Origin of the sequence: Streptomyces stoeckheimensis, assembly GCF_045822005.1 — a bacterium.
Classification (GTDB): Bacteria; Actinomycetota; Actinomycetes; order Streptomycetales; family Streptomycetaceae; genus Streptomyces; species Streptomyces stoeckheimensis.
The window spans coordinates 6,927,278-6,949,516 of record NZ_CP169550.1; the positions used below are offsets into that span (position 1 = coordinate 6,927,278).

Annotated in this window: 22 protein-coding genes; 14 read left to right on the forward strand and 8 right to left on the reverse strand. The window is 73.3% G+C overall.

Annotated elements, in window-relative coordinates:
* The first annotated feature begins 102 nt into the window (after nucleotides 1–102).
* Genes pnuC through ACE1OC_RS31395 form a run of 4 tightly spaced genes read left to right on the forward strand, consistent with a single transcriptional unit; the run spans nucleotide 103 to nucleotide 3,681 of the window.
* Nucleotides 103–711: a nicotinamide riboside transporter PnuC gene (gene pnuC, locus ACE1OC_RS31380; protein ID WP_407839825.1), complete on the forward strand. Its 609-nt coding sequence runs from the start codon at nucleotides 103–105 to the stop codon at nucleotides 709–711.
* Entirely contained in the window at nucleotides 708–1,838 is a 1,131-nt protein-coding gene (locus ACE1OC_RS31385; protein ID WP_407839826.1) for an AAA family ATPase, read from the forward strand. The genes pnuC and ACE1OC_RS31385 overlap by 4 nt, the downstream gene beginning before the upstream one ends.
* On the forward strand, nucleotides 1,835–2,647 hold the full coding sequence (locus ACE1OC_RS31390) for an NUDIX hydrolase (RefSeq protein ID WP_407839827.1): 813 nt from the start codon (nucleotides 1,835–1,837) through the stop codon (nucleotides 2,645–2,647). Before ACE1OC_RS31385 ends, ACE1OC_RS31390 begins: the two co-directional genes overlap by 4 nt.
* Before the next feature lie 5 nt (nucleotides 2,648–2,652).
* Entirely contained in the window at nucleotides 2,653–3,681 is a 1,029-nt protein-coding gene (locus ACE1OC_RS31395; RefSeq protein WP_407841734.1) for an ADP-ribosylglycohydrolase family protein, read from the forward strand.
* 182 nt (nucleotides 3,682–3,863) lie between these two features.
* On the opposite strand, the gene ACE1OC_RS31400 is transcribed toward ACE1OC_RS31395, so the two are convergent.
* From ACE1OC_RS31400 to ACE1OC_RS31410, 3 genes are all read right to left on the reverse strand, one after another.
* Nucleotides 3,864–4,583 (reverse strand): DNA polymerase beta superfamily protein, encoded by a 720-nt coding sequence (locus ACE1OC_RS31400; RefSeq protein WP_407839828.1) that lies wholly within the window; start codon nucleotides 4,581–4,583, stop codon nucleotides 3,864–3,866.
* A 28-nt stretch (nucleotides 4,584–4,611) separates the two neighbouring features.
* Entirely contained in the window at nucleotides 4,612–5,079 is a 468-nt protein-coding gene (locus tag ACE1OC_RS31405) for a Rieske (2Fe-2S) protein (RefSeq protein WP_407839829.1), read from the reverse strand.
* A gap of 83 nt (nucleotides 5,080–5,162) precedes the next feature.
* Nucleotides 5,163–5,504 (reverse strand): DUF952 domain-containing protein, encoded by a 342-nt coding sequence (locus ACE1OC_RS31410; RefSeq protein WP_407839830.1) that lies wholly within the window; start codon nucleotides 5,502–5,504, stop codon nucleotides 5,163–5,165.
* 136 nt (nucleotides 5,505–5,640) lie between these two features.
* On the opposite strand from ACE1OC_RS31410, the gene ACE1OC_RS31415 reads away from it, so the two are divergent.
* The 5 genes from ACE1OC_RS31415 (at nucleotide 5,641) to der (ending at nucleotide 10,438) form a co-directional block, all read left to right on the forward strand.
* A complete protein-coding gene (locus tag ACE1OC_RS31415; RefSeq protein ID WP_407839831.1) occupies nucleotides 5,641–6,084 on the forward strand; it encodes a YidB family protein in 444 nt (147 codons plus the stop codon).
* Between the two features lie 184 nt (nucleotides 6,085–6,268).
* Complete coding sequence (locus ACE1OC_RS31420; RefSeq protein WP_407839832.1) at nucleotides 6,269–7,357, forward strand: prephenate dehydrogenase; 1,089 nt, start codon at nucleotides 6,269–6,271, stop codon at nucleotides 7,355–7,357.
* Nucleotides 7,358–7,550: 193 nt separating this feature from the next.
* A complete protein-coding gene (gene cmk, locus ACE1OC_RS31425; protein WP_407839833.1) occupies nucleotides 7,551–8,258 on the forward strand; it encodes a (d)CMP kinase in 708 nt (235 codons plus the stop codon).
* Nucleotides 8,255–8,902: a lysophospholipid acyltransferase family protein gene (locus ACE1OC_RS31430; RefSeq protein WP_383956768.1), complete on the forward strand. Its 648-nt coding sequence runs from the start codon at nucleotides 8,255–8,257 to the stop codon at nucleotides 8,900–8,902. Before cmk ends, ACE1OC_RS31430 begins: the two co-directional genes overlap by 4 nt.
* 75 nt (nucleotides 8,903–8,977) lie before the next feature.
* The gene (gene der, locus ACE1OC_RS31435; protein ID WP_407839834.1) at nucleotides 8,978–10,438 is read left to right on the forward strand and encodes a ribosome biogenesis GTPase Der; all 1,461 of its coding nucleotides are present in this window, start codon (nucleotides 8,978–8,980) and stop codon (nucleotides 10,436–10,438) included.
* A 25-nt stretch (nucleotides 10,439–10,463) separates the two neighbouring features.
* On the opposite strand, the gene ACE1OC_RS31440 is transcribed toward der, so the two are convergent.
* Entirely contained in the window at nucleotides 10,464–10,946 is a 483-nt protein-coding gene (locus ACE1OC_RS31440) for a hypothetical protein (protein ID WP_407839835.1), read from the reverse strand.
* A gap of 197 nt (nucleotides 10,947–11,143) precedes the next feature.
* Entirely contained in the window at nucleotides 11,144–11,941 is a 798-nt protein-coding gene (locus ACE1OC_RS31445) for a hypothetical protein (RefSeq protein WP_407839836.1), read from the reverse strand.
* Nucleotides 11,942–12,227: 286 nt separating this feature from the next.
* Here ACE1OC_RS31445 and ACE1OC_RS31450 point away from each other — a divergent pair, with 286 nt between their 5' ends.
* Nucleotides 12,228–12,926, forward strand: a complete 699-nt coding sequence (locus tag ACE1OC_RS31450) for a transglycosylase family protein (RefSeq protein ID WP_407839837.1) — start codon at nucleotides 12,228–12,230, stop codon at nucleotides 12,924–12,926.
* A gap of 158 nt (nucleotides 12,927–13,084) precedes the next feature.
* Here ACE1OC_RS31450 and ACE1OC_RS31455 read toward each other — a convergent pair whose 3' ends face one another.
* Nucleotides 13,085–14,785, reverse strand: a complete 1,701-nt coding sequence (locus ACE1OC_RS31455) for an MFS transporter (protein WP_407839838.1) — start codon at nucleotides 14,783–14,785, stop codon at nucleotides 13,085–13,087.
* A gap of 244 nt (nucleotides 14,786–15,029) precedes the next feature.
* On the opposite strand from ACE1OC_RS31455, the gene ACE1OC_RS31460 reads away from it, so the two are divergent.
* Both ACE1OC_RS31460 and ACE1OC_RS31465 read left to right on the forward strand, forming a co-directional pair.
* On the forward strand, nucleotides 15,030–16,145 hold the full coding sequence (locus ACE1OC_RS31460; RefSeq protein WP_407839839.1) for a hypothetical protein: 1,116 nt from the start codon (nucleotides 15,030–15,032) through the stop codon (nucleotides 16,143–16,145).
* Between the two features lie 259 nt (nucleotides 16,146–16,404).
* Nucleotides 16,405–17,586: a phosphatase PAP2 family protein gene (locus ACE1OC_RS31465; RefSeq protein ID WP_407839840.1), complete on the forward strand. Its 1,182-nt coding sequence runs from the start codon at nucleotides 16,405–16,407 to the stop codon at nucleotides 17,584–17,586.
* Nucleotides 17,587–17,913: 327 nt separating this feature from the next.
* Here the strand turns inward: ACE1OC_RS31465 and ACE1OC_RS31470 are convergent, their stop codons facing one another.
* Nucleotides 17,914–18,906, reverse strand: coding sequence for a helix-turn-helix transcriptional regulator (locus tag ACE1OC_RS31470; RefSeq protein WP_407839841.1), 993 nt, complete (start codon nucleotides 18,904–18,906; stop codon nucleotides 17,914–17,916).
* Nucleotides 18,907–19,026: 120 nt separating this feature from the next.
* Here ACE1OC_RS31470 and ACE1OC_RS31475 point away from each other — a divergent pair, with 120 nt between their 5' ends.
* A complete protein-coding gene (locus ACE1OC_RS31475; protein ID WP_250740262.1) occupies nucleotides 19,027–20,196 on the forward strand; it encodes an acyl-CoA dehydrogenase family protein in 1,170 nt (389 codons plus the stop codon).
* Between the two features lie 67 nt (nucleotides 20,197–20,263).
* Here the strand turns inward: ACE1OC_RS31475 and ACE1OC_RS31480 are convergent, their stop codons facing one another.
* Entirely contained in the window at nucleotides 20,264–20,716 is a 453-nt protein-coding gene (locus tag ACE1OC_RS31480; RefSeq protein ID WP_214947996.1) for a cell division protein SepF, read from the reverse strand.
* A gap of 283 nt (nucleotides 20,717–20,999) precedes the next feature.
* On the opposite strand from ACE1OC_RS31480, the gene ACE1OC_RS31485 reads away from it, so the two are divergent.
* Nucleotides 21,000–22,151 (forward strand): DUF5685 family protein, encoded by a 1,152-nt coding sequence (locus ACE1OC_RS31485; RefSeq protein WP_407839842.1) that lies wholly within the window; start codon nucleotides 21,000–21,002, stop codon nucleotides 22,149–22,151.
* Nucleotides 22,152–22,239: the final 88 nt, after the last annotated feature.

The window sequence follows — 22,239 nt, forward strand, 5'->3', positions numbered from 1 at the left end:
CTCCAGAACCCGCGGTGCCCTTGGGCGCCGCGGGTTTTTTGGTTGTGCCGGGCCCCGGACCCTGTTTATAGTCAACCTGACTATAAAGAGATGGGGGGCGTCATGGGATGGCAGACGAGCTGGACCGAGATCCTCGGGTTCGTCACGGGGGCCGTGTGCGTCTGGCTGGTCGCCCGGCAGCACATCGCCAACTGGCCGATCGGCATCGCCAACAACGTCTTCTTCATCGTGCTCTTCGCCCAGGCGGGCCTCTACGCCGACGCCGGGCTGCAGATCGTCTTCATCGCCCTGGCCGCGTACGGCTGGTGGTCCTGGACCCACGGGGGTGGACCAGGAACCGCCGGGGCACTGCGGGTGCGCCGCACCAAGGCCGCTGAATGGGCCGCGCTCGCCGTGGCGGGGGCGGTGGGGGTGCTCGCCCTCACCCTCCTGCTCGACCGGGCCACCGACTCCACCGTCCCGTTCCTGGACGCGCTGACCACCGGGCTCTCGCTGCTGGCCACCTACGGGCAGTGCCGCAAGCTCGTGGAGTCCTGGTGGCTGTGGATCGCCGCCGACCTCGTGTACATCCCGCTCTACGTCTACAAGGGGCTCTACCTCACCTCCCTGCTCTACATGGTCTTCCTCGGCCTGTGCGTGGTCGGACTGCTCGGCTGGCACCGGGCGCTCCCGGTCCGCGGGGCCCACGAGGCGCGGCAGGTGACGGCATGAGGCGCCACGGCCACGGCCTGGTCCTCGGGAAGTTCTATCCGCCGCACGCCGGCCACCACCACCTGGTGCGCACCGCGCAGGACCAGTGCGAGCGGCTGACCGTACTGGTCTGCGCGGCCTCGGTGGAGTCCGTACCGCTCGCCGACCGCGTCGCCTGGATGCGCGAGGCGCACCCGGGGGCCGAGGTGGTCGGCGCGGTCGACGACATCCCGGTCGACCTGCACGACCCGGCCGTCTGGGAGGCGCACATGGCGATCTTCCGGCGCGCGGTGCGCCGCCCGGTCGACGCCGTCTTCACCTCCGAGGCCTACGGGACCGAGCTCGCGCGGCGGTTCGGCGCCGAGGAGATCTGCGTGGACGTGGACCGCACCCTCTTCCCGGTGTCCGGCACGGCCGTACGGGCCGACCCCGTCGGGAACTGGGAGTTCCTGGGACCCGCCGTACGGGCGGCGCTGACCCGGCGGATCGTCGTGCTCGGCGCCGAATCCACCGGCACGACCACGCTGTCGCGGGCCCTGGCCGAGCACTGGCGCGGGCGCGGCGGGGTGTGGGCGAAGACGGGCTGGGTGGCGGAGTACGGCCGGCAGTACAGCGAGGAGCGGCTCGCGGCGGCGCGCGCCGAGGACCCGGCGGCGACCTGGGCGGAGGTGAGCTTCGCCTCGGCGGAGTTCCCGGTGATCGCGCGGCGGCAGGACGCGGAGGAGGAGCGGGCGGCCCGGCTGGGAGCGCCGGTGCTCTTCTGCGACACCGACTCCTTCGCCACCGGCATCTGGCACGAGCGGTACACGGGCGCGCGCAGCGCGGAGGTCGAGCGGATCGCCGCCGCGACGCGGCGGGACCTGTACCTGCTCACCGACCACGCGGACGTGCCCTTCGAGGACGACGGGCTGCGCGACGGAGAGGAGGTGAGGCCGTGGATGACCGGGCGGTTCCTGGAGGAACTGGAACGGACCGGCAAGCGCTTCCTGGTGCTCCGAGGGGACCACGGGACGCGGCTGGCGGCGGCGGTGGCCGCGGTCGACGGACTCCTGGCGGAGGGCTGGCAGTTCGCGGATCCGCTGCCGGAGCGGGTGGCCGGGCAGGCGGCCGGGGGGACCGGGCAGCGGGCGGGGGAGCGGAGCCGATGAGTGACACCGGACCCGGCAGCGCCAGCGGCGCCGTACCCGTACCCGTACCCGTACCCGTACCCGGGCACGGGCACGGGTACGACCCGCAGGCCTTCCCGCCCTTCGCGGTGACCGTCGACCTCGCCGTCTTCACCGTGCGCGGCGCAACCCTGCACGTCCTGCTGATCCGGCGCGCGCAGGAACCGTACGCGGGCGCCTGGGCGCTCCCCGGCGGCTTCCTGCTGCCGCGGGAGTCCGCGGAGACGGCGGCCCGGCGCGAACTGGCCGAGGAGACCGGCCTGTCGATGGAGGTGGTCGACGCCCTGCACCTGGACCAGCTGCGCACCTACAGCGAACCGGACCGGGACCCCCGCATGCGGGTGGTCTCCGTGGCCTTCACCGCGCTCGTCCCCGATCTGCCGGAACCGGTGGCCGGGGGCGGCGGGGACGCGGACCGCGCCCGCTGGGTGCCGGTGGGCGAGGCCTGCGCGCCGGCCTTCGGGCTCGCCTTCGACCACGGGGAGATCCTCGCGGACGCCCGTTCCCGCGTGGGCTCGAAGCTGGAGTACAGCTGCCTCGCCACCGCCTTCTGCCCGCCCGAGTTCACCCTCGGCGAGCTCCAGGCCGTCTACGAGACCGTCTGGGACACCGCCCTGGACCGCCCCAACTTCCGCCGCAAGGTCCTGGCCACGCCCGGCTTCGTCGAGGCCGTGCCCGGAGCCGCCCGGCTCACCGGCGGCCGTGGCAAACCGGCCGCGCTCTACCGGCCCGGACCCGCGACCACCCTGCACCCGCCCCTGCTGCGCCCTACGGAAGGACACACGCGATGACGACGATGACGACCAAGCCGACGAACACGAAGCGGGCCGCCACGGGCTCCCTGATCGGACTGGCCCTGGGAGACGCCCTCGGCTTCCCGACGGAGTTCAACGACGTGCCCCGGATCCTGGCGAAGACCGGCCCCTGGCGGCAGATGGACCTGCCCCGGCCGGCGATCGTCACGGACGACACCCAGATGACGCTGGCCCTCGCCCGGGGCATACGGACCGCCGCGGAGCGGGGCCGGGTGGGCCCGCTGCGCCTCGCCCGCCCGGTCCGGGAGGAGTTCGTGGACTGGTACCACTCCCCGGAGAACAACCGGGCCCCGGGCCGCACCTGCCTGAAGGCCTGCAGCCTCCTCAACCACCCCGAGCGGGACTGGCGCGACGCCAGCCAGCTCGGCTCCAAGGGCTGCGGAGCGAACATGCGGGTGGCGCCGGTCGGGCTGGTGCCCGGCTGGACGGAGGAGGAGCGGGCCGGCGCGGCCCAGCTCCAGTCGGCCCTGACCCACGGCCACCCGACCGCCCTGGCCGCCTCCGACCTCACGGCCCGGGCGGTGTTCCTGCTGGCGCAGGGCACCGAGGTGACCGGGCTGGTCGGGCAACTGCGCTCGTACGCCCTGGAGAACCGCACCCGCTACCACGAGCGCTGGCTCGGCGACCTCTGGACGCGGACGGCCTCCGACGCCTCGGCCGAGTCCTTCATGGCGCGCGGCTGGGACGAGTGCCTGGAGGTCCTGGACCGCCTCGCGGCGGCCCTGCGCACCCCGTCCCCGGAAACCGACCCCTGCCTCACGACCGGCGACGGCTGGATCGCCGAGGAGGCCCTGGCCACCGCCCTCCAGTGCTTCCTGCTCTTCCCGGAGGAACCGCTCCTGGCCCTGCGCCGCGCGGCCTGCACGGCGGGCGACTCCGACTCCATCGCCTGCCTGGCCGGCGCCTTCGCCGGCGCCCACCTCGGCGCGGACGCCTGGCCCCGCGACTGGGAGGGCCGCATCGAGTACCGCGCCGAACTCCTGTCCTTCGGCACCCTCTGGGACGCGTGAGCCGGCCGTGAGGGTCGGTCTCCGGAGGCCGCGAGCCCGGCCTGACCGGCAGGACGCCCCTAGTAGGTGATCTCCTCGCCCGCGGAGTTCCAGACCCTGGCCCAACTCCGCTCCCGGCCGGGCAGGAAGTGGGCCGCGGGCGCCCGGCATCCGCTGCCCGGCCGCGGGCGCGCCGGACCGGGTCAGGCCAGCGCCGACGCCCGGCGGGTGCGGAGGAGGAAGTCCTCCACCCGGGGGAGGTCCGGGGACTCGGGGAGGGGGGTCGTCGTGAGGGCGGCTTCGGTCTCCTCGGTCAGGAGGGTCATCCAGGCGTCGACCTCCTCCCAGGTGAGCTCGCCGCGGCGGACCGCGAGGAGGCGGTCGCGGTAGGGGGTCGCGTCGATCACCAGGCGGCCCGTGCGCAGCAGGTCGCGGCAGGACAGGAGCAGGCGCAGCAGGTGCATGGCGTGCTTCCAGCGCGGGGCGCCGTGGTTGCGGAGGTCGCCGAGGAGCTTGCCGCGCTGGGAGACGGCGTACCGGCTGAAGGAGGTGTGGGCCCGGCGGGAGAGGAACGCGCCGCGGAGCGAGAGGAGTTCTTCGCCGACCGGGGTGAGGTCCTCCACGAGAGGGGAGTGGAGGACCTCCAGGACGTTCGGGTTGGCGCGCAGCGCGAGTTCGCAGAAGCGCTCCAGTTCCCACGAGAACTCCTCGTCCCGGGGCCCGTCCACGTGCGTCGGCGGCTTCTCGAAGCGCCAGAACAGCGGCGTCGGGGCGAGGTAGACACCGCGCCGGTCGGTGTCGCTCGCCTCCGTCGCCAGACCGAACGCCCTCGAACCGATCACGCACGAGTAGACCGTGTGGTCCCTGACCAGGGTGAGTTCGAGCGGTTCGGGGGTCGGTTCGTTCGCGTGGGCCTCGTTCATCCGGCGAGGCTAGTGCCGGGGCCCGCGGCTAGGCGAGCGAGATTTCGCCCGCCGGGGAGACGGTGATCTTCTTCTCCTCCAGCGGCTTGGTGGCCGGGCCCTTGGCCACCGTGCCGTCCGTGTCCTTGAACTTGCTGCCGTGGCAGGGGCAGTCGATGGTGCCGGCCTCGACCTTGTTCACGAGGCAGCCCTGGTGGGTGCAGACCGCCGTGAAGCAGCGGAAGGAGCCCGCGGTCGGCTGGGTGACGACAAGCTTCTGGTCCTTGAGGACCGTGCCGCCGCCGACCGGCACCTCCGAGGACTTGATCAGGGCCTTGGCGTCCGCGGCCGGAGCCGAGGACGAGGCGGACGTGGAGTTCTGCGCCGTGGGCGCGCTGCCGCCCTCGGACGACGGCTTCGTCTCGTCGGCTCCGCACGCGGTCAGCGCGCCGCCTGCCAGGACGCTCGCGCCGGCCGCCAGTACCGTGCGCCGCGCGGCGCGGGTGGGGTCGCTCATGACTTCTCCTCGGGTGATCGCCGGGATGGCGAGGGGCATCCTGGCGCGTGACGGGCTCGAACAACACCCCGCCACGCCTCGACTCAGCCCTCCGGGGGCCGGGGAACGAGTTCCGCCGGCCCGCCGGGGGCACGTACCACCTCCCACACGCGCACCACGGCCTCCCGGTTCAGCGGTCCGTGGACGTGCGGGTAGAGCAGGCCCGATTCACCCTCCCGGCGGACCTCGGACGTGAGGGCGCGCTCGTCGAGCTCCACGGCGAGCAGGGTCCCCGGTACGTCCGCGTAGTGCGTGGTGGCGATCGCGAGCACCGTCTCCGGATCCGCCGAACAGTGCACGAAACCCTCGGAGTCGAGGGAGGGCGGGGCGTACGGGCGCGCGGGATCGGCGGTCCAGTCGGAGAGGGCTACGAGGTGGAAGATCATGCCGATCGTTCTACCGCAGTCGGTGCACGGCTCTGCGCCAAGTGGCAGACGTGCCCGAGTTGGGTGACATTGTCCGTATCTCGAAGCCGGGTACGCCGATTTCCGCGCGCCCGGTCCCTCTTCGAAAGGCATCACCATGGCGGGCAACGACCTCGGCTCCCTTCTCGGCGGCCTCCTCGGCGGCGGCAGCGGTGGACAGGGCGGCAGTGGCGGCGGCAACATCCTCGGCTCCCTCCTCGGCGCCCTCATGGGCGGCGGTGCCGGCGGCGCCCAGGCGGCCGGTGGCGCGGGGAACAACCCGCTCGGCGGGCTGCTGGACATGCTGACCAAGTCGGGTCTGACCGACCAGGCCCAGTCCTGGGTCGGCACCGGCGAGAACCAGCCCGTCAGCGGCGCGGAGATCGCCAAGGCCCTGCCGGACGACACCCTGGCCAAGGTCGCCGAGCAGGCGGGCGTCACCCCCGAGGCCGCCGCCGACCAGATCGCGCAGGCGCTCCCGCAGGCCGTGGACAAGCTGACCCCCGCGGGCTCGGTCCCGAGCGGCTCGCTGGAGGACATCATCAAGCAGCAGGGCCTCTGACCGACCCCGAGCGACCCCGCGCGACCCCGAGCAACGCCGCGCGACCCCGGTCCTTCCCGGGCGGTTCCCGAGGGCCCGGCGGCCCGTCCCAGCGGACGGGCCGCCGGGCCCTCGCGCCGTACCCGCTGGTTACCCTGTGGCAGGTACCGCCGTCCCGCACCCCTGTACACCTGGAGAGCACCCCGTGAGAACCGCCGTCGTCATCGGAACCGGGCTGATCGGCACCTCCGCGGCGCTCGCCCTGGCCGCCCGCGGCATCGCCGTCCACCTCTACGACCGCGACCAGGGGCAGGCCCGTACGGCCGCCGCGCTGGGCGCCGGCACGGAGGAGCCCTACCAGGGCAAGGCCGACCTCGCGGTCATCGCCGTACCGCCCGCGCACGTGGCCGCCGCCCTCGCCGATGCCATAGGACGGGACCTGGCCCGCGCCTACGTGGACGTGGCCAGCGTCAAGGGCGGACCGCGCCGGGAGCTGGAAGCGCTGGGCGTGGACGCGAAGGCGTACATCGGCACCCACCCCATGGCGGGCAAGGAGCAGTCCGGACCGCTCGCGGCCTCCGCCGACCTCTTCGAGGGCCGGCCCTGGGTGCTCACGCCGACCCGGGAGACCGACCACGAGGTGCTGAACCTGGCACTGGAGCTGGTGGCGCTGTGCCGGGCCGTCCCGGTCGTCATGGACGCGGACGCGCACGACCGGGCCGTCGCGCTGGTCTCCCACACCCCGCAGCTCGTCTCCAGCATGGTCGCGGCCCGGCTGGAGGAGGCCGACGAGACCGCGGTGCGGCTGTGCGGGCAGGGCATCCGCGACGTGACCCGGATCGCCGCCTCCGACCCGCGGATGTGGGTGGAGATCCTCTCGGCCAACCCGGGACCGGTGGCGGACGTGCTGTCCGGGATCGCAGCCGACCTGGAGGAGACCGTGGAAGCCCTGCGGGGCCTGCAGTCGGCCGACGAGGACAAGCGCCGGGACGGGGCGGCGGGCATCGAGGACGTACTGCGCCGCGGCAACGCGGGGCGGGTCCGGGTCCCGGGCAAGCACGGTGCCGCGCCCGCGGTCTACGAGACGGTGGCCGTCCTCATCTCCGACCAGCCGGGCGAGCTCGCGCGGATCTTCGCCGACGCCGGCCGGGCCGGGGTCAACATCGAGGACGTGCGGATCGAGCACGCGACGGGCCAGCAGGCGGGCCTGGTCCAGCTGATGGTCGAACCCCGGGCCGTGGCCGGCCTCCAGGCCGAGCTGCGCGAACGCGGCTGGGCGCTGCGCCAGCCGTAGGGCCGCAGGGCCTCCGGAGCGGGCCCGCGCCCGCCCGGGGCCCGCTCCGGTCCCCTCCCGCGGCCGTCCCGGGCCCGTCCCGGGCCCGCCCGCCGACGCCCCGGCGGGCGGCGGCGAAAAGCCCGGTAACCTGGAGGAGGGGCGCTATTGGCGCGCCCGGACACGTACGCGCAACCAGGAAGGTGCCCGCACCGTGGAAACCGCAGCTCCGACCGCCGTGATCGTCGCCATCGACGGTCCCTCCGGCACGGGCAAGTCCAGCACTTCCAAGGCCGTGGCCGCCAAGCTCGGGCTGCGCTACCTGGACACCGGTGCCCAGTACCGGGCCATCACCTGGTGGATGATCACCAACGGCATCGACATCGAGGACCCGCAGGCGATCGCCCTCGCGGCGGGCAAGCCCGTCATCGTGTCCGGCACCGATCCCGCCGCCCCCACCATCACCGTCGACGGCCAGGACGCCTCCGGCCCGATCCGGACCCAGGAGGTCACCTCCAAGGTCAGCGCCGTGAGCGCCGTCCCCGAGGTGCGCACCCTGATCACCGAGCTCCAGCGCTCCATCGCCGCCGAGGCGGCCGACGAGGCCGACGGCATCGTCGTCGAGGGCCGGGACATCGGCACCACCGTGCTGCCCGACGCCGACCTGAAGATCTTCCTCACCGCTTCCGCCGAGGCCCGCGCGGCCCGCCGCAGCGGCGAGCTGCGGGGCAAGGAGGCCGCGGACCTCGCGGCCACCAAGGAGGCGCTGATCAAGCGCGACGCCGCCGACTCCGGCCGCAAGACCTCCCCGCTGGCCAAGGCCGGCGACGCGGTCGAGGTGGACACCACCGAGCTCACGCTCGACCGGGTCATCGAGTGCGTGGTCACGCTCGTGGAAGAGAAGCGGGCGGGCCGCCCGTGAGTGATACGCCCTCCCTCAAGGGTGCGGCGGTCGGCCGGAGGATCGGCATCGGGCTCATGTACGGCCTCTGGAAGCCGCGCGTGCTGGGGGCCTGGAAGGTCCCCGCCACCGGCCCCGTCATCCTGGCCGTGAACCACTCGCACAACATAGACGGCCCCATGGTCATGGGCACCGCACCGCGACCGCTGCACTTCCTGATCAAGAAGGAGGCGTACGTCGGTCCGCTCGGCCCCTTCCTCGACCGGATCGGGCAGGTGAAGGTGGACCGCTCCGGCGCCGACCGGGGAGCCATCAGCCGTGCGCTGGGCGTCCTGGAGAACGGCGGAGCCCTGGGGATCTTCCCCGAGGGCACCCGGGGCGAGGGCGACTTCGCCTCGCTGCGCGCGGGGCTCGCGTACTTCGCGGTCCGCTCCGGCGCCCCCATCGTGCCGGTCGCCGTACTGGGCAGCACCGAGCGCTCCGGCCGCGTCGTCAAGGCGCTGCCGCGACTGAAGAGCAGGGTCGACATCGTCTTCGGCGATGCCTTCGACGCCGGGGACGGCAGTGGCCGCCGTACCCGTACCGCGCTGGACCAGGCCACCGTACGCATCCAGGACCGGCTGACCGCCCACCTGGCCGACGCCAAGCGCCTGACCGGGCGCTGAGCGAGACTTGACCTAGTAGTGGAACCGCGCTGCGCGGGCCCCACCGATCACCACGAACGACGAGGAACGGACTTCATGAACGACCAGCAAGACCACGGAGCACTTGGCGATGCCGAGTACGCGGAGTTCATGGAGCTCGCCGCGGAAGAGGGCTTCGACATCGAGGACGTCGAAGGCGCTCTGCAGGAGGCCGGTCACGGCCCGCTGCCCGTCCTCGCCGTCGTCGGCCGCCCGAACGTCGGCAAGTCGACCCTGGTGAACCGCATCATCGGCCGCCGCGAGGCGGTCGTCGAGGACAAGCCCGGCGTCACCCGCGACCGCGTCACCTACGAGGCGGAGTGGGCCGGCCGCCGGTTCAAGGTCGTCGACACCGGCGGCTGGGAGCAGGACGTCCTCGGCATCGACGCCTCCGTCGCCGCCCAGGCCGAGTACGCCATCGAGGCCTGCGACGCGGTCGTCTTCGTCGTGGACGCCAAGGTCGGCGCCACCGACACCGACGAGGCCGTCGTCCGCCTGCTGCGCAAGGCCGGCAAGCCCGTCGTCCTGTGCGCCAACAAGGTCGACGGCCAGAGCGGCGAGTCCGACGCGGCCTCGCTGTGGTCGCTGGGCCTCGGCTACCCGCACCCGGTCTCCTCCCTGCACGGCCGCGGCACCGGCGACATGCTCGACGCCGTCCTGGAGGCCCTGCCCGAGGCGCCCGAGCAGCGCTTCGGCACCGTCGTCGGCGGTCCCCGCCGGATCGCGCTCATCGGCCGCCCGAACGTCGGCAAGTCCTCCCTCCTGAACAAGGTCGCCAAGGAGGACCGCGTCGTCGTCAACGAGATGGCCGGCACCACCCGCGACCCGGTCGACGAGCTGATCCAGCTCGGCGGGGTCACCTGGAAGTTCATCGACACCGCGGGCATCCGCAAGAAGGTCCACCTCCAGCAGGGCGCCGACTACTACGCCTCGCTGCGTACGGCCGCCGCCGTGGAGAAGGCGGAGGTCGCGGTCATCCTGATCGACACGACCGAGCAGATCTCCGTCCAGGACCAGCGCATCATCACCATGGCCGTCGAGGCGGGCCGCGCGATCGTGATCGCGTACAACAAGTGGGACAACCTCGACGAGGAGCGCCGCTACTACCTCGAGCGCGAGATCGAGACCGAGATGCAGCAGGTCGCCTGGGCGCCCCGGGTGAACGTCTCGGCGCTCACCGGCCGCCACATGGAGAAGCTGGTCCCGGCCATCGAGACCGCGCTCGCCGGCTGGGAGACGCGCATCCCGACCGGCCGTCTGAACGCCTTCCTCGGCGAGGTCGTCGCCGCCCACCCGCACCCGGTCCGTGGCGGCAAGCAGCCGCGCATCCTGTTCGGTACGCAGGCGGGCAGCAAGCCGCCGCGGTTCGTCCTCTTCGCCTCGGGCTTCCTGGAGCACGGCTACCGCCGCTTCATCGAGCGCCGCCTGCGCGAGGAGTTCGGCTTCGAGGGGACCCCGATCCACATCTCGGTCCGCGTCCGCGAAAAGCGCGGTGCGCAGCACAAGCGCAAGATGTAGTGCCACGCGAGTGGGGCCGCCGGGGCTAGTAGCCCCGGCGCGGAGCGGGCGGCAGGGCCGCCGGGATGTGCTGCATCCCGGTCTGGTGCTGCCGCCCGTTCGCGTATCCGGCGCCGGCGTACGAGTACTGCGGCTGCGGGGCGGGGGAGGGCTGCCAGGCGTCCGCCTGCTGCCCGGCGTGCTGTCCCGCCGGCTGCCATGAGGAACCGTTCCAGCCGCTCCCGTAGGAGCCGGCGGAGCCCGTCCCGGAGCCGCTGCCGTACGTGCCCGCGCCGCCGGTGTACGCGCCGCTGTAGGGGCCCCCGTACGAGAACGCCGTGAAGCCGAGGTCCTCCTCGCCCGTGCGGTCGCCGGGCAGGGCTCGGAAGGCGCGCAGGTACTCCGAGTACAGCGTGTCGTAGATGGGGGTGTGCGAGGCGGTCGGAGAGCTCCCCAGCTCCCGTACGGGGCGCATCGGGGGGACGCTGCTCGGATAGGACGGGGCGCGGGAGACATCGTAGGAATGCACGTATCAGCCAACGAAACCGGCGGCCCTCGGATGCGGGGTCACGGGGCGGAAAACGCAGATCGCCGGGGGTGCGCGGGACGGACCGCGCACCCCCGGCGCACGCCGCCCGGCCCCCGTGACGGGGGTCGGACGGCAGTTTCGGGGACGGAAGGCAGAGCGGGGAACAGGAGCCCGGGGAGGCCCCGGGAGCCGGGGCCTCAGGCGCCGGGGGTGCCCGCCAGCGGCATCGAGGCGGCGACCAGCTTCCCGTTGCGGGCGGCCTTGTCCAGGGCGTCGCGCAGCAGGTCCTCGCGGGGCTGCTGGCCGATGGTGCCGACGGGGGCCGCGTACACCAGGACGCGCTGCGTCTTGTTGACGGCGGCCCGCCAGCCGTCGGTCACCGACAGCGGCCGGTGCGCCTGCCACCAGGCGATCTGACCGGGCTGGAGCACCGAGTGCAGCTGGCCGGCGGCGAGCAGGATCGACCAGCCGCTCAGGGCCTGCGGGACCTCTTCGGTCTCGGTCATGGGGATGAAGCCCTGCTCGATGAGGAGCGGGAGGAAGTCGTCGCCGGGACCGGTGGTGCCGGGGCGCGCGATGGGCGCGGTCGGCTCCACCACCAGGGCGGGGTGCAGCTCGCCGTTGATCAGGATCAGGCCGCTGGTGATGCCGAGGACGGCCTGGCCGCCGGGCACCGACTGCGGGACGTCGCCGGAGGGGGAGGCCGCCGGGGCGGGGCTGTCGCCCGTGATGGAGCGGACGGCGCCCTGGAGGTCCGCCTCGGGGACGGAGACGACCTGCGAGGGGATGCAGCCGGCGTGGGCGAAGGCCAGGACGGCCGTCTCGTCGCCGACGAACAGCACGGTGCTGGTCTGCTCGCGCTCGGAGTCGCCGGGGGTGCGGCAGGACGTGCAGTCGTAACTGCCCGGGGATCCGTCACCTGCGAGCAGGCGCTCGGCCTCCTCGTCGCCGATCTCGGCACGTACCTCATCACTGACTTCGAGCATGCGCGGCACGGGGTGGCTCCTCGGACTAGGCGTGCGGGGCCGGGGGGTTCCGGCTCGCCGGGCTCAACGGGGGAGTGGCGGCCGGGGTCACGCCGTTTGAGGGAACGGAATCGAACCGGACCCCCGAAGGAGTGAACGGTCCGACCGGGCCGTTGTTTTAGTGCCAACTCTTTTTTGGTTGTGCGCAGTTGATGGCCGGTGCTGGCCGTTTGGCCGGTGGGCCGAGCGGGTGGGGGCGCGCGGGGCGCGGTGTGGCGCGAGCGGGGGGCGGTACGGGGCTGCGTAGCGTGACGCGATGCGCAACTTCGGGGTTCCGGGTGGGGTGGGCGCGGCGGCGCTGGTGCTGGTGCTGGGCGTGCTGGCGTCGGTGCCGGCCGCGGCGGCGGTCGCGGCGCCGCCCCCGCCGCGGCCGGGGGCGCCCGGGCGGGCGGTGGACTGCGGGCCCGGCGGGACGTGGCCCTGGGACTGCGTGGCCGACTGCGAGAGCGGGGGCCGCTGGGCGGTGAACACGGGGAACGGCTTCTACGGCGGACTGCAGTTCTGGCAGCCGACGTGGGAGGAGCACGGGGGGCTGGCCTTCGCCCCGAGGGCGGACCTCGCCACGCGGGAGCAGCAGATCCGGGTGGGGGAGGAGCTGCTCGGCAGCCAGGGCTGGGAGGCGTGGCCCGTGTGCGCGAAGCGGTACGGGCTGGCGGGGCGGATGCACGTGGTGCGGAGCGGGGACACGCTGGTGGCGATCGCGCGGAAGCGCGGGGTGGCGGGTGGGTGGCAGGCGCTCTACGCGGCCAACCGGGGGGTGATCGGGGCTCGGCCGGGGGTGTTGCGGATCGGCATGCTGTTGGCGCTGCCGGCCGCGCGGTCGGATCCGGCTGCGCCGGCGCCGACCGCTCCGCAGGCATCCCCGGCGCCGGCGCCCGATGCCGTTGCGGCTCCGGCCGGGCCGGGTGTGCAGCCGTCCGTCGGGCCCGGCTCGGTGGGGGGATCGAGGGCGTAGGTGGTGGGTGGGTGCGGGTGGTCCGGCCCTGCGGGGCGGGGTCCCCTACCCGCCCTTCCACCGTTCCCCGGGCTCCGCCCGGACCCGGTCCTCAAACGCCGGACGGGCTGGAATGGCGCTGCGCGCCATCCACCGCCGGCGTCCTCCGTGCGGAGGGGTCAGGCAGGGTGGCCGAACACCGGGTCGTGGTCGGGGGAGGGCTGGGCCGGGATACGGGCGCCCGCGGGTGCGGTCGGGGACGACGGCTCGTGGCCCGGCTGTACCGGGAGGCGGGCGGGGGCCGCCTCGGGGTCCGCGCATTCCATCGTGCGGGGGAGCTTCAGGGCCATCGCCGCGCCCGCCAGCAGCAGGGCCGCGCTGACGACCAGCGTCACGTGCAGCCCGTGGACGAAGGAGTGGCGGGCGGCCGAGAAGAGGGACTCGCCCGCCGGGCCGCCGAGCCGTGCCGCGATCTGGTAGGCCTCGCCCAGCGAGTGCGAGGCGCCGGTCGAGTCGGCCTGAGACACCCCGGGGACGGACGCCAGGCCAGGCGCGTAGGCCGCGTTCATCACGCTGCCGAGCAGGGCGATGCCCATGCCCGCACCGAGCTGGTAGGAGGTCTCCCCGATCGAGGCGGCGCCGCCGGCCGTCGCGGCCGGAGCCTCGCTCAGCATGGACTCGTAGGCCGCGAACAGGGTGGTCTGCAGGCCGAAGCCGAGGAGGATGAAGCCCACGGTGAGGAGGACCGGGCGGTCGTGCTGTCCCATGAGCGTCAGGAGGAGCACCGCGAACGCCGTCAGGACGAAGCCCAGCGAGACCATCCTGCGCGGCCCGGTCCGGGCCAGCGTGTACGAGCCGGTCGCGCCCGCCGCCATCGCGGCGAAGGTGAGCGGCAGCAGGCGCAGCCCGGTCTCCAGCGGGCTCAGGTGCAGCACGAGCTGGAGGTACTGGACGGCGATCAGCTCCAGGCCGACCAGCGCCAGCATGGCCAGCACGATGCAGCCCACGGAGGTGGTGAAGGCCGGCCGGGAGAACATCCGCATGTCGATCAGCGGGTGCGCGCGGCGCTTCTGGCGCCGTACGAAGAGCACCAGCAGCGCCGCCCCGATCAGGAGGGGGACCAGTGCCTGCGGGTCGGTGAGGTGGCGTTCCGCGCCGAGTCGCTTGACCCCGAGGACCGCGCCGAGCACGCCACCCGCGGCCATGAGCGCGCCGAGCACGTCCCAGGGCCCGTCGGAGGAGCCCTTGGACTCGGGCAGCAGCCACCGGCCCAGCGGCAGGATCATGATCATGAGCGGGATGTTGATGAGGAAGACCGAGCCCCACCAGAAGTGCTGGACCAGGAAGCCGCCGAGCACGGGGCCGCTGGCGGCGCCGACGGCGGCCACGGCCGTCCAGATGCCGATGGCCAGGGCCCGCTCGCGCCGGTCGGGGAAGACCTGGCGCAGGATCGACAGGGTGGCCGGCATGATCATCGCCCCGCCGACGCCCAGCAGGGCGCGGGCGGCGATCAGGACCTGGGCGCTGTCGGCGAGGGCGGCCAGGGCCGAGGCCGCGCCGAAGAGCCCGTAGCCGAGGAGCAGGATGCGGCGCCGGCCGACGCGGTCACCGAGGGTGCCGAAGAGGATGAGGAGGGCGGCGCACACCAGCGGGTAGGCGTCGACGATCCAGAGGAGTTCCATCGGGCCGGGACGCAGGTCTTCGGTGACGGAGGGAACGGCGACGTGCAGGATCGTCGCGTCGAGCGCGACGAGCACCAGGCTCACGCAGAGGACCGCGAGGACGGCCCAGCGGTTGGCCCCGCCGGAGCCCGCGCCGAGTCGCCGCAGTCGCTGCCAGGGGGAAGGGTTCCTGTCGCCGGTCACGTTCGTCCCCGACATGCATGTACCTCCCAGGTGATCCCTCGCACTCGGCGGACCAGCGTCTTCTCAGAGCCACGGATGGGGAGGGTGGCGTCCTACGGGGTCCGGCGTCGACACGCGAGTGAAGAGTCAGCGTACGCGAGTTCGGCTGTCCGACACGTGGTCAAGCTCTCATCCCGCCGCCGGCTGCGCTGTGGTGTGCGCCACTCGTTCCACCTCGGCCCTTCCTGCCCGGGCGCGACTGCCCCGGACCTCGATAATCATGCCCGTGAAGGATCTTGGATTTCGCCGGGCCGCGCCCGCTCTGGCCGTGTTCGTGGCGGTGCGGCTGCTCGGGCTGACCGTGCTCGCGGTGTGGGGGGCGGCGGCCGGCAGCAGCGCGCACACGCTGCTCTCGGCCCGCTGGGACTCGCTCTGGTACGCCCGCATCGCCGCCGAGGGGTACGGGTACGAGGTGGCGCTCCCGAACGGCGACGTCCACTCCAACCTCGCCTTCTTCCCGCTGCTGCCCTGGCTGGAGCGGCTGGTCTCGGCCGTCACCGGGCTCGGCTACGGATCCGCGGGCCTGGTGGTGTCGGCGCTCGCCGGGCTCGCGGCGGCCTGGGGGATCTTCGCGGTCGCCGAGCTCGTCCACGGCCGCCGGGCCGGGGTGTTCGCCGTCGCGGTCTGGGCCGCGCTGCCCGTCGGGATCGTGCAGTCGATGGCGTACAGCGAAGCGCTGTTCACCGCGCTGGCCGCCTGGAGCCTCTACGGGGTCCTGCGCGGGCACTGGCTCACCGCCGGCCTGCTCGCGGCCGGGGCGGGTCTGACCCGCCCGGTCGGCGCCGCCGTGGTCGCGGCGGTGTGGGTGGCCGCCGCCCTGGCCCTGCGGGGCGGGGAGCGCTCCTGGCGGCCGGTGGCGGGGGCGCTGCTGGCGCCGCTCGGCGCGGCGGCGTACGTGCTGTGGGTGGGCGCGCGCACCGGCGGCGGCCTGACCGGGTACCTCGACGTACAGGGCGGCTGGGGCAACGGCTTCGACGGAGGCCTGGCGTTCGCCCGGTTCATCGGCACGCGGCTGGCCTCCCCGGCCTTCCCCGCCGGGATCGGCTTGATCGCCGGGGTCGCGCTGGTGCTGTGGCTGTACGCGCTCTGCGTGCGGCGGCGCCTGCCGGTACCGCTGCTCGTGTACGCCGGGATCGTGGTGGCGCTCGCCCTGTGCGCCTCCGGGTACTTCGGCTCCAAGCCGCGGCTGCTGCTGCCGGCCTTCCCGCTGGTGTTCCCGCCGGCGGTGGCGCTGGCCCGGTGGCGGACGGGCCGGGCGGTCGCCGTCCTGGGCGCGGTGGCCGCGGCGTCGGCCGTGTACGGGGCCTTCTGGCTCAACGGTTCGGGGCCGCCGTAGGCCGTGGCGGGAGGGTCGGGCGGCCCGAGATCACGGAATGGAGCGTTCCGCTCCATCTTTGGGCAAAACAATTGACCGGGAGCGATAAAGGCGGCCTAAGTATGCGAGGAAAAGATCGGAGGAAGGGACCTTCCCTGCTCCAACCAAAGGCTGAATACCGGGAATTAAGTCCCGCGTGAGACCAACTCCACATCACATGGTCATCACAAAGCCCGTGATTCGACCGGGGTGCCCATCGGCGCGCGGTAACGTCGATTGAGTGCGTACCGACCAAATCCTGCCCAGACTGGAGCGGGTGTTCGCCCGGCTGGACCGGGAACCAGAGCGACCGGCTCATCTGCAAACACCGCGGATGAGCCGGCACCGCGTCGTGCTCCTCGGAGCGACCCTCGGCATCTACCTGGCGATCGTGGTCGCGGTCCTGACCACTTCCTGGCTCGTCCGCCTCGACTGGCAGATCATGTTCTTCCGGCCGTACGAGCAGTGGCCGCAGCTGCACGCCTTCCTCGACTACCTCGTCGTCCTCGGACAGCGCGGCCCCACCGCGGTCATGGTCGCGGCCTGGCTCGGCTGGCGGTCCTGGCGGCAGCACACCCTCCGCCCGCTGATCACCCTCGGCGTGGCGCTGCTGCTGCTCAACATCACCGTGGGCGCCGTCAAGCTCGGCCTGGGCCGGCTCGGTCCGCACTACGCCACCGAGATCGGCTCCGCCGAGCTCTTCGCGGGCGGCGATATATTTCCTTCGGGCCACACCGCCAACGCCGTGGTGACCTGGGGAATCCTGGCCTACCTGGCTTCCACGGTGGTCACCCGGCGGGTGCTCTCCCTGGTCTCCGCCGTGGTCTCCCTGAGCGTCGGTGCCACGACCGTCTACCTCGGCACCCACTGGGTCAGCGACGTGCTGCTCGGCTGGCTCGCCGGTCTGCTCGTGCTGCTGGCGCTGCCGTGGTTCGAGCCGGCCATCGCCATGGCCGAGGCCTACGTCTTCGACCTGCGCGCACGGCTGCGCAGCCTCGTGGAGGCCGGGCAGGTGCCCGAGGGCCTCACCGGGCTGCTGGTCCCGCTGCTCTCGGCCGGCGGCAAGTGGCGGCTCGAGCGGGCCGCCGCGGAGCCGTCCGAGCGTCAGCCGGCGCACCCCGCACAGCCCGTGCACCCCGCACAGCCCGTGGCCGTGCTGCGGCAGCCGGGGGCCGCCGAGCCCGCACAGGTTCCGGTTCCGGTTCCGGCGTCGGCCTCCGCCGCTGCTTCCGCTTCCGCTTCTGCTTCCGTGCAGGCCGCGGGGCACCAGCCGGCCGCCCGGTCCGCCGCCCACCTCTCCGGCCGTCCGCACCTGATCCGTTCCGAGCGGACCCCGGGCGCTCCGGCCGGCAGCCGCCGCCCGGCCCACGCGGAGCGCGCCCCGGCGCGCGGCGCGGCGCCCCGCCCGGCGACCGGCGGCTGAGCCGGACGGTACGCACCCCCCCTCCGCTCGCGCATCCACGGCGGGCCCCGGTCGACGACCGGGGCCCGCCGCGGTGCGTCCGGGACGGTCGCGGGCCTTTCGCCGCCGGGCCTGCCGCGAAAGGCCCGGAACGTCAGCGGCGCGCCCGGACGTTCCTCCATACCGGGTCACGCTTGTGTCACGGATTGTCGACAGTCCCCCACGGCGGAGTTCGTCCGGACCTTTTATTTCCCGTCCCGCGACACGCCCGGGGGGAATTGTGTTTCGAATTCCCCCGGAACTTCGCGGAATTGTGGGCGGAGTGCGCTCCGGGCGCCCTCCGCTTCCTCACAAATCCTTCACTTCTCCGGTCGCTTCACGCGGTTCCAGTGACCTGCCGAGCCGATCTCGCGCGGCCCGGATCCGGTCCGTCAGCTCGGTCGGCTCGACGACCTCGAACTCACACCCGATCATCATGATGTGAATCACGAGGACATCGAGGTTGACCGCCCCGGTGCGCAGGATGCAGCTCCGCTCGTCGAGCGGCTCCAGGGTCCCGTCGGCCGGCCCGACGATCCGCGCCGCCTCCTGCTCGGACACCCGCAGCCGGACGACCGCGCGGGCCGCGTACACCCGCTGGGAGATGCCCCGGGAGACGTACGCGGCGAGGTCCTCGGCGGGCGGCGGGCGCGGGGTGAAGCGCGGTCCGTGCGGGGGCCTGGGCTCGATCCGGTCCACCCGGAAGGTCCGCCAGTCCTCCCGGTCCAGATCCCAGGCGACGAGGTACCAGCGGCGCTCGCTGCACACCAGCCGGTGCGGTTCGACGGTCCTGCGGGTGACGGTCCCCCCGTGGTCCCGGTAGCCGAAGCGCAGCCGCTCGGCGTCGCGGCAGACGCCGGCCAGCTCGGTCAGCACGGAGGAGTCGACGGTGGAGGCGCCCGCCCCGCGGAACATGGGCACGGTGAACCGGTTCAGCGCGGACACCCGGGCGCGCAGCCGTGACGGCAGCACCTGCTCCAGCTTCGCCAGCGCCCGTACGGATGCCTCGCCGATGCCCTCCACGCCGTTCCCGGCGGCGGTCCGCAGCCCCACGGCCACCGCGACGGCCTCGTCGTCGTCGAGGAGCAGGGGCGGCATCTCGGCCCCGGCCCCCAACTGGTACCCGCCGCCGGTGCCCGGACTTGCGTTCACGGGGTAACCGAGCTCCCGCAGCCGGTCCACGTCGCGGCGCACGGTCCGCGCCGTCACGCCGAGCCGGCCGGCCAGGTCGGCCCCGGTCCATTCCCGGTGGGCCTGCAACAGGGACAACAGGCGCAGCAGCCGCGCGGATGTATCAAGCATGTCCGCAGTCTGCCCGCAGGACCGGGACCGGGGTCACACCGGAAGCGGGTGGACCGCGGACCGGCGGACCGACAAACTTGCGGCGCTAGGTTTTGTGATCCCGGTCTGCCAGGAGGCGCAGTGTCCTTCGTTCCCACCGACCCGCTCGGGCTCGACGAACTCCTCACGCCCGAGGACCTCGCGATCCGGGACACCGTCCGCGGCTGGGCCGCCGACCGCGTCCTGCCGAACATCGCCGAGTGGTACGAGAACGGCGAGCTGCCCGGGATCCGGGAGATCGCCAAGGAGCTCGGCGCCCTCGGCGCCCTCGGGATGTCGCTCCAGGGATACGGCTGCGCGGGCGCGAGCGCCGTCCAGTACGGGCTCGCCTGCCTGGAACTGGAGGCCGCGGACTCGGGGATCCGCTCGCTGGTCTCCGTACAGGGCTCGCTCGCGATGTACGCGATCTGGAAGTACGGCTCCGAGGAGCAGAAGCAGCGGTGGCTGCCCGGCATGGCCGCGGGCGAGCTCATCGGCTGCTTCGGGCTGACCGAGCCGGACGTCGGCTCGGACCCCGGCGCGATGCGCACGCACGCCAAGCGGGACGGCTCGGACTGGGTGCTGAACGGCCGCAAGATGTGGATCACCAACGGCTCGGTGGCCGCCGTGGCCGTCGTCTGGGCGCAGACCGAGGAGGGGATCCGCGGGTTCGCCGTCCCCACGGACAGTGCCGGCTTCTCCGCCCCGGAGATCAAGCACAAGTGGTCCCTGCGCGCCTCGGTGACCAGCGAGCTGGTCATGGACGACGTACGGCTGCCCGCCGACGCGGTGCTTCCGGGCGTCACCGGACTCAAGGGGCCGCTCGGCTGTCTCAGCCACGCGCGGTACGGGATCGTGTGGGGATCCATGGGTGCGGCGCGCGCCAGCTTCGAGTCGGCGCTGGACTACGCGAAGACGCGCGAGCAGTTCGGCAGGCCGATCGGCGGCTTCCAGCTCACCCAGGCCAAGCTCGCGGACATGGCGCTGGAGCTCCACAAGGGCATCCTGCTCGCCCACCACCTGGGGCGGCGGATGGACGCGGGGACCCTGCGGCCGGAGCAGATCAGTTTCGGCAAGCTCAACAACGTCCGCGAGGCCATCGAGATCTGTCGCACCGCGCGGACGATCCTCGGTGCCAACGGGATCTCCCTCGAATACCCCGTCATGCGGCACGCCACCAACCTCGAATCGGTCCTCACCTACGAGGGCACCGTCGAGATGCACCAGCTCGTGCTGGGCAAGGCGCTCACCGGGCTCGACGCCTTCCGCTAGGCCGGGTGCGGCCACAGGATCGCCGGGAGGGCCGGAAGGAACCGCGGGCGGCCGGTGAGGGCCTTGCTCAGCTCTGGTTGAAGAAGTCGCGCGAGCGGCCGCCGGACTCGCCGCTCACGATCTGGGTGTCGGCCGGGGTCAGCAGGAAGACCCTGGTCGCCACCCGCTCGATCGAACCGCGCAGACCGAAGGTCAGACCGGCCGCGAAGTCGACCACGCGCTTCGCGTCGCCCGGGTCCATCGAGGACAGGTTCACGATGACCGGGACACCGTCGCGGAACAGCTCGCCGATGCCGCGGGCGTCGCGGAAGCCGTCCGGGGTGACCGTCGCGATGCGGCGGCCCTGCTCGACGGCGGACTCCGACGCCACCTTGACGCGCGGGTCCGTGACCCACTGCTCGCCGGGGCCGACCACCGAACCCCCCTGCGGGGCCTCCGCGTAGTCGTCGTCGTAGTAACGCTCGTCGTCGCTGTCCTCTACGAGACCCAGCCAGGCACTCGCCTTGCGCACCGAACCCATGGACGCCTCCTTTCATCGCGGTCAGTTCTGTCTTGTCTTCCGCGTCCCTATCGTCGTCCATGATGCTGACAACGCGCCAAGTGGATAGTCGCCGCGCAGGGGTTTCGTGACGGTACTGGTGCAGAACATCCGTTGCACGGTCAAGGATCCCGGCGGGTACCGCTGCTGACTGAGTGAAAATACGACCGGTGCGGCCGTACGGGTGAGGGACGGGGGCGTACGGGTGACGGCCGGTCTCGCTACCATGCCCGTCAGCACGCGTATGACACACGGGGGAATCGTTTTGTTCGGCATCGTCAGACCCTGCACGCATCGGCTCGGGGAGCGGTTCAAGGCGGAGTGGATGGCCCATCTCTGTGGGCTGTGCCTGGCACTTCGGGGGGACCACGGCCAGTTCGCGAGGATCGTGACCAACTACGACGGGCTGCTCGTCTCCGTTCTGACGGAGGCTCAGTCCGGTCCCGCCCCGGGCTCCCGGCGCACCGCCGGTCCCTGTCCACTGCGCGGGATGCGCACCGCGGCCGTGGCCAACGGCGAGGGTGCGCGGCTCGCCGCCGCCGTCTCGCTGGTGCTGGCCTCCGCGAAGGTGCGCGACCACGTGGCCGACCGGGACGGCCTGTTGGCCCGCGCCCCGATCGCCCTCGCGGCGCGCCGGGTGGCCCGCGGCTGGGACCGGGCGGGCGCCCGTACCGGGGCCTCGCTCGGCTTCGACACGGCCGTGCTCGTCGACGCCGTGGACCGGCAGGCGGGCATCGAGACGCTGGCCGGAGCGGGCACACCGGTGCTCGTGGTGACCGAGCCGACCGAGACCGCGACGGCCGCCGCCTTCGCCCATACCGCGACCCTCGCCGGTCGGCCAGGCAACGCCCCCGCGCTCGCCGAGGCGGGACGCTACTTCGGGCGGCTCGCGCACTTGCTGGATGCCGTCGAGGACCAGGCCGCGGACGCGGCGGCGGGCGCCTGGAACCCGCTGACCGCCACCGGGACCCCCCGCGCCGAGGCGCGCAGGCTGTGCGACGACGCGCTGCGGGGGATCCGGCTGGCGCTGCGGGAGGTGGAGTTCGCCGACGCGGGGCTCGCCCACCGGCTGCTCGTGCACGAGCTGCGCACCTCGGTGGACCGGGCCTTCGGGACGGCCGGCTGCTCCCACTCCCACACGGCGACGGGCCCGGCGCCCGAGGGCTCCTTCGGGCCGCCCCCGGTGGACTTCGGCCCGCCGCCGCCCCCGCTCAAGCCCCGCCGAGGCCTGCTGGCGGGCTGCGCGGTGGCCCTGGGGCTGTTCTGCACCTGCCAGATTTGCTGCACGGACTACGAGGGCCCGTGGTCCCGCAAGAAGAGGGACGCGTGGTGCGACAACTGCGACTGCGGCCCGAACTGCAACGGCTGTGACTGCGGCTGCGGCGACGGCTGCTGCTGTCCCTGCGACGGCTGCTGAGGAGGTTCGGGCTCCGCTTCGGCCCCGGCTTGGCTTCGGATTGGTTCCGGCTTGGTTTCGGGTTGGCGCGGGTTCGGCCCGACGCTTC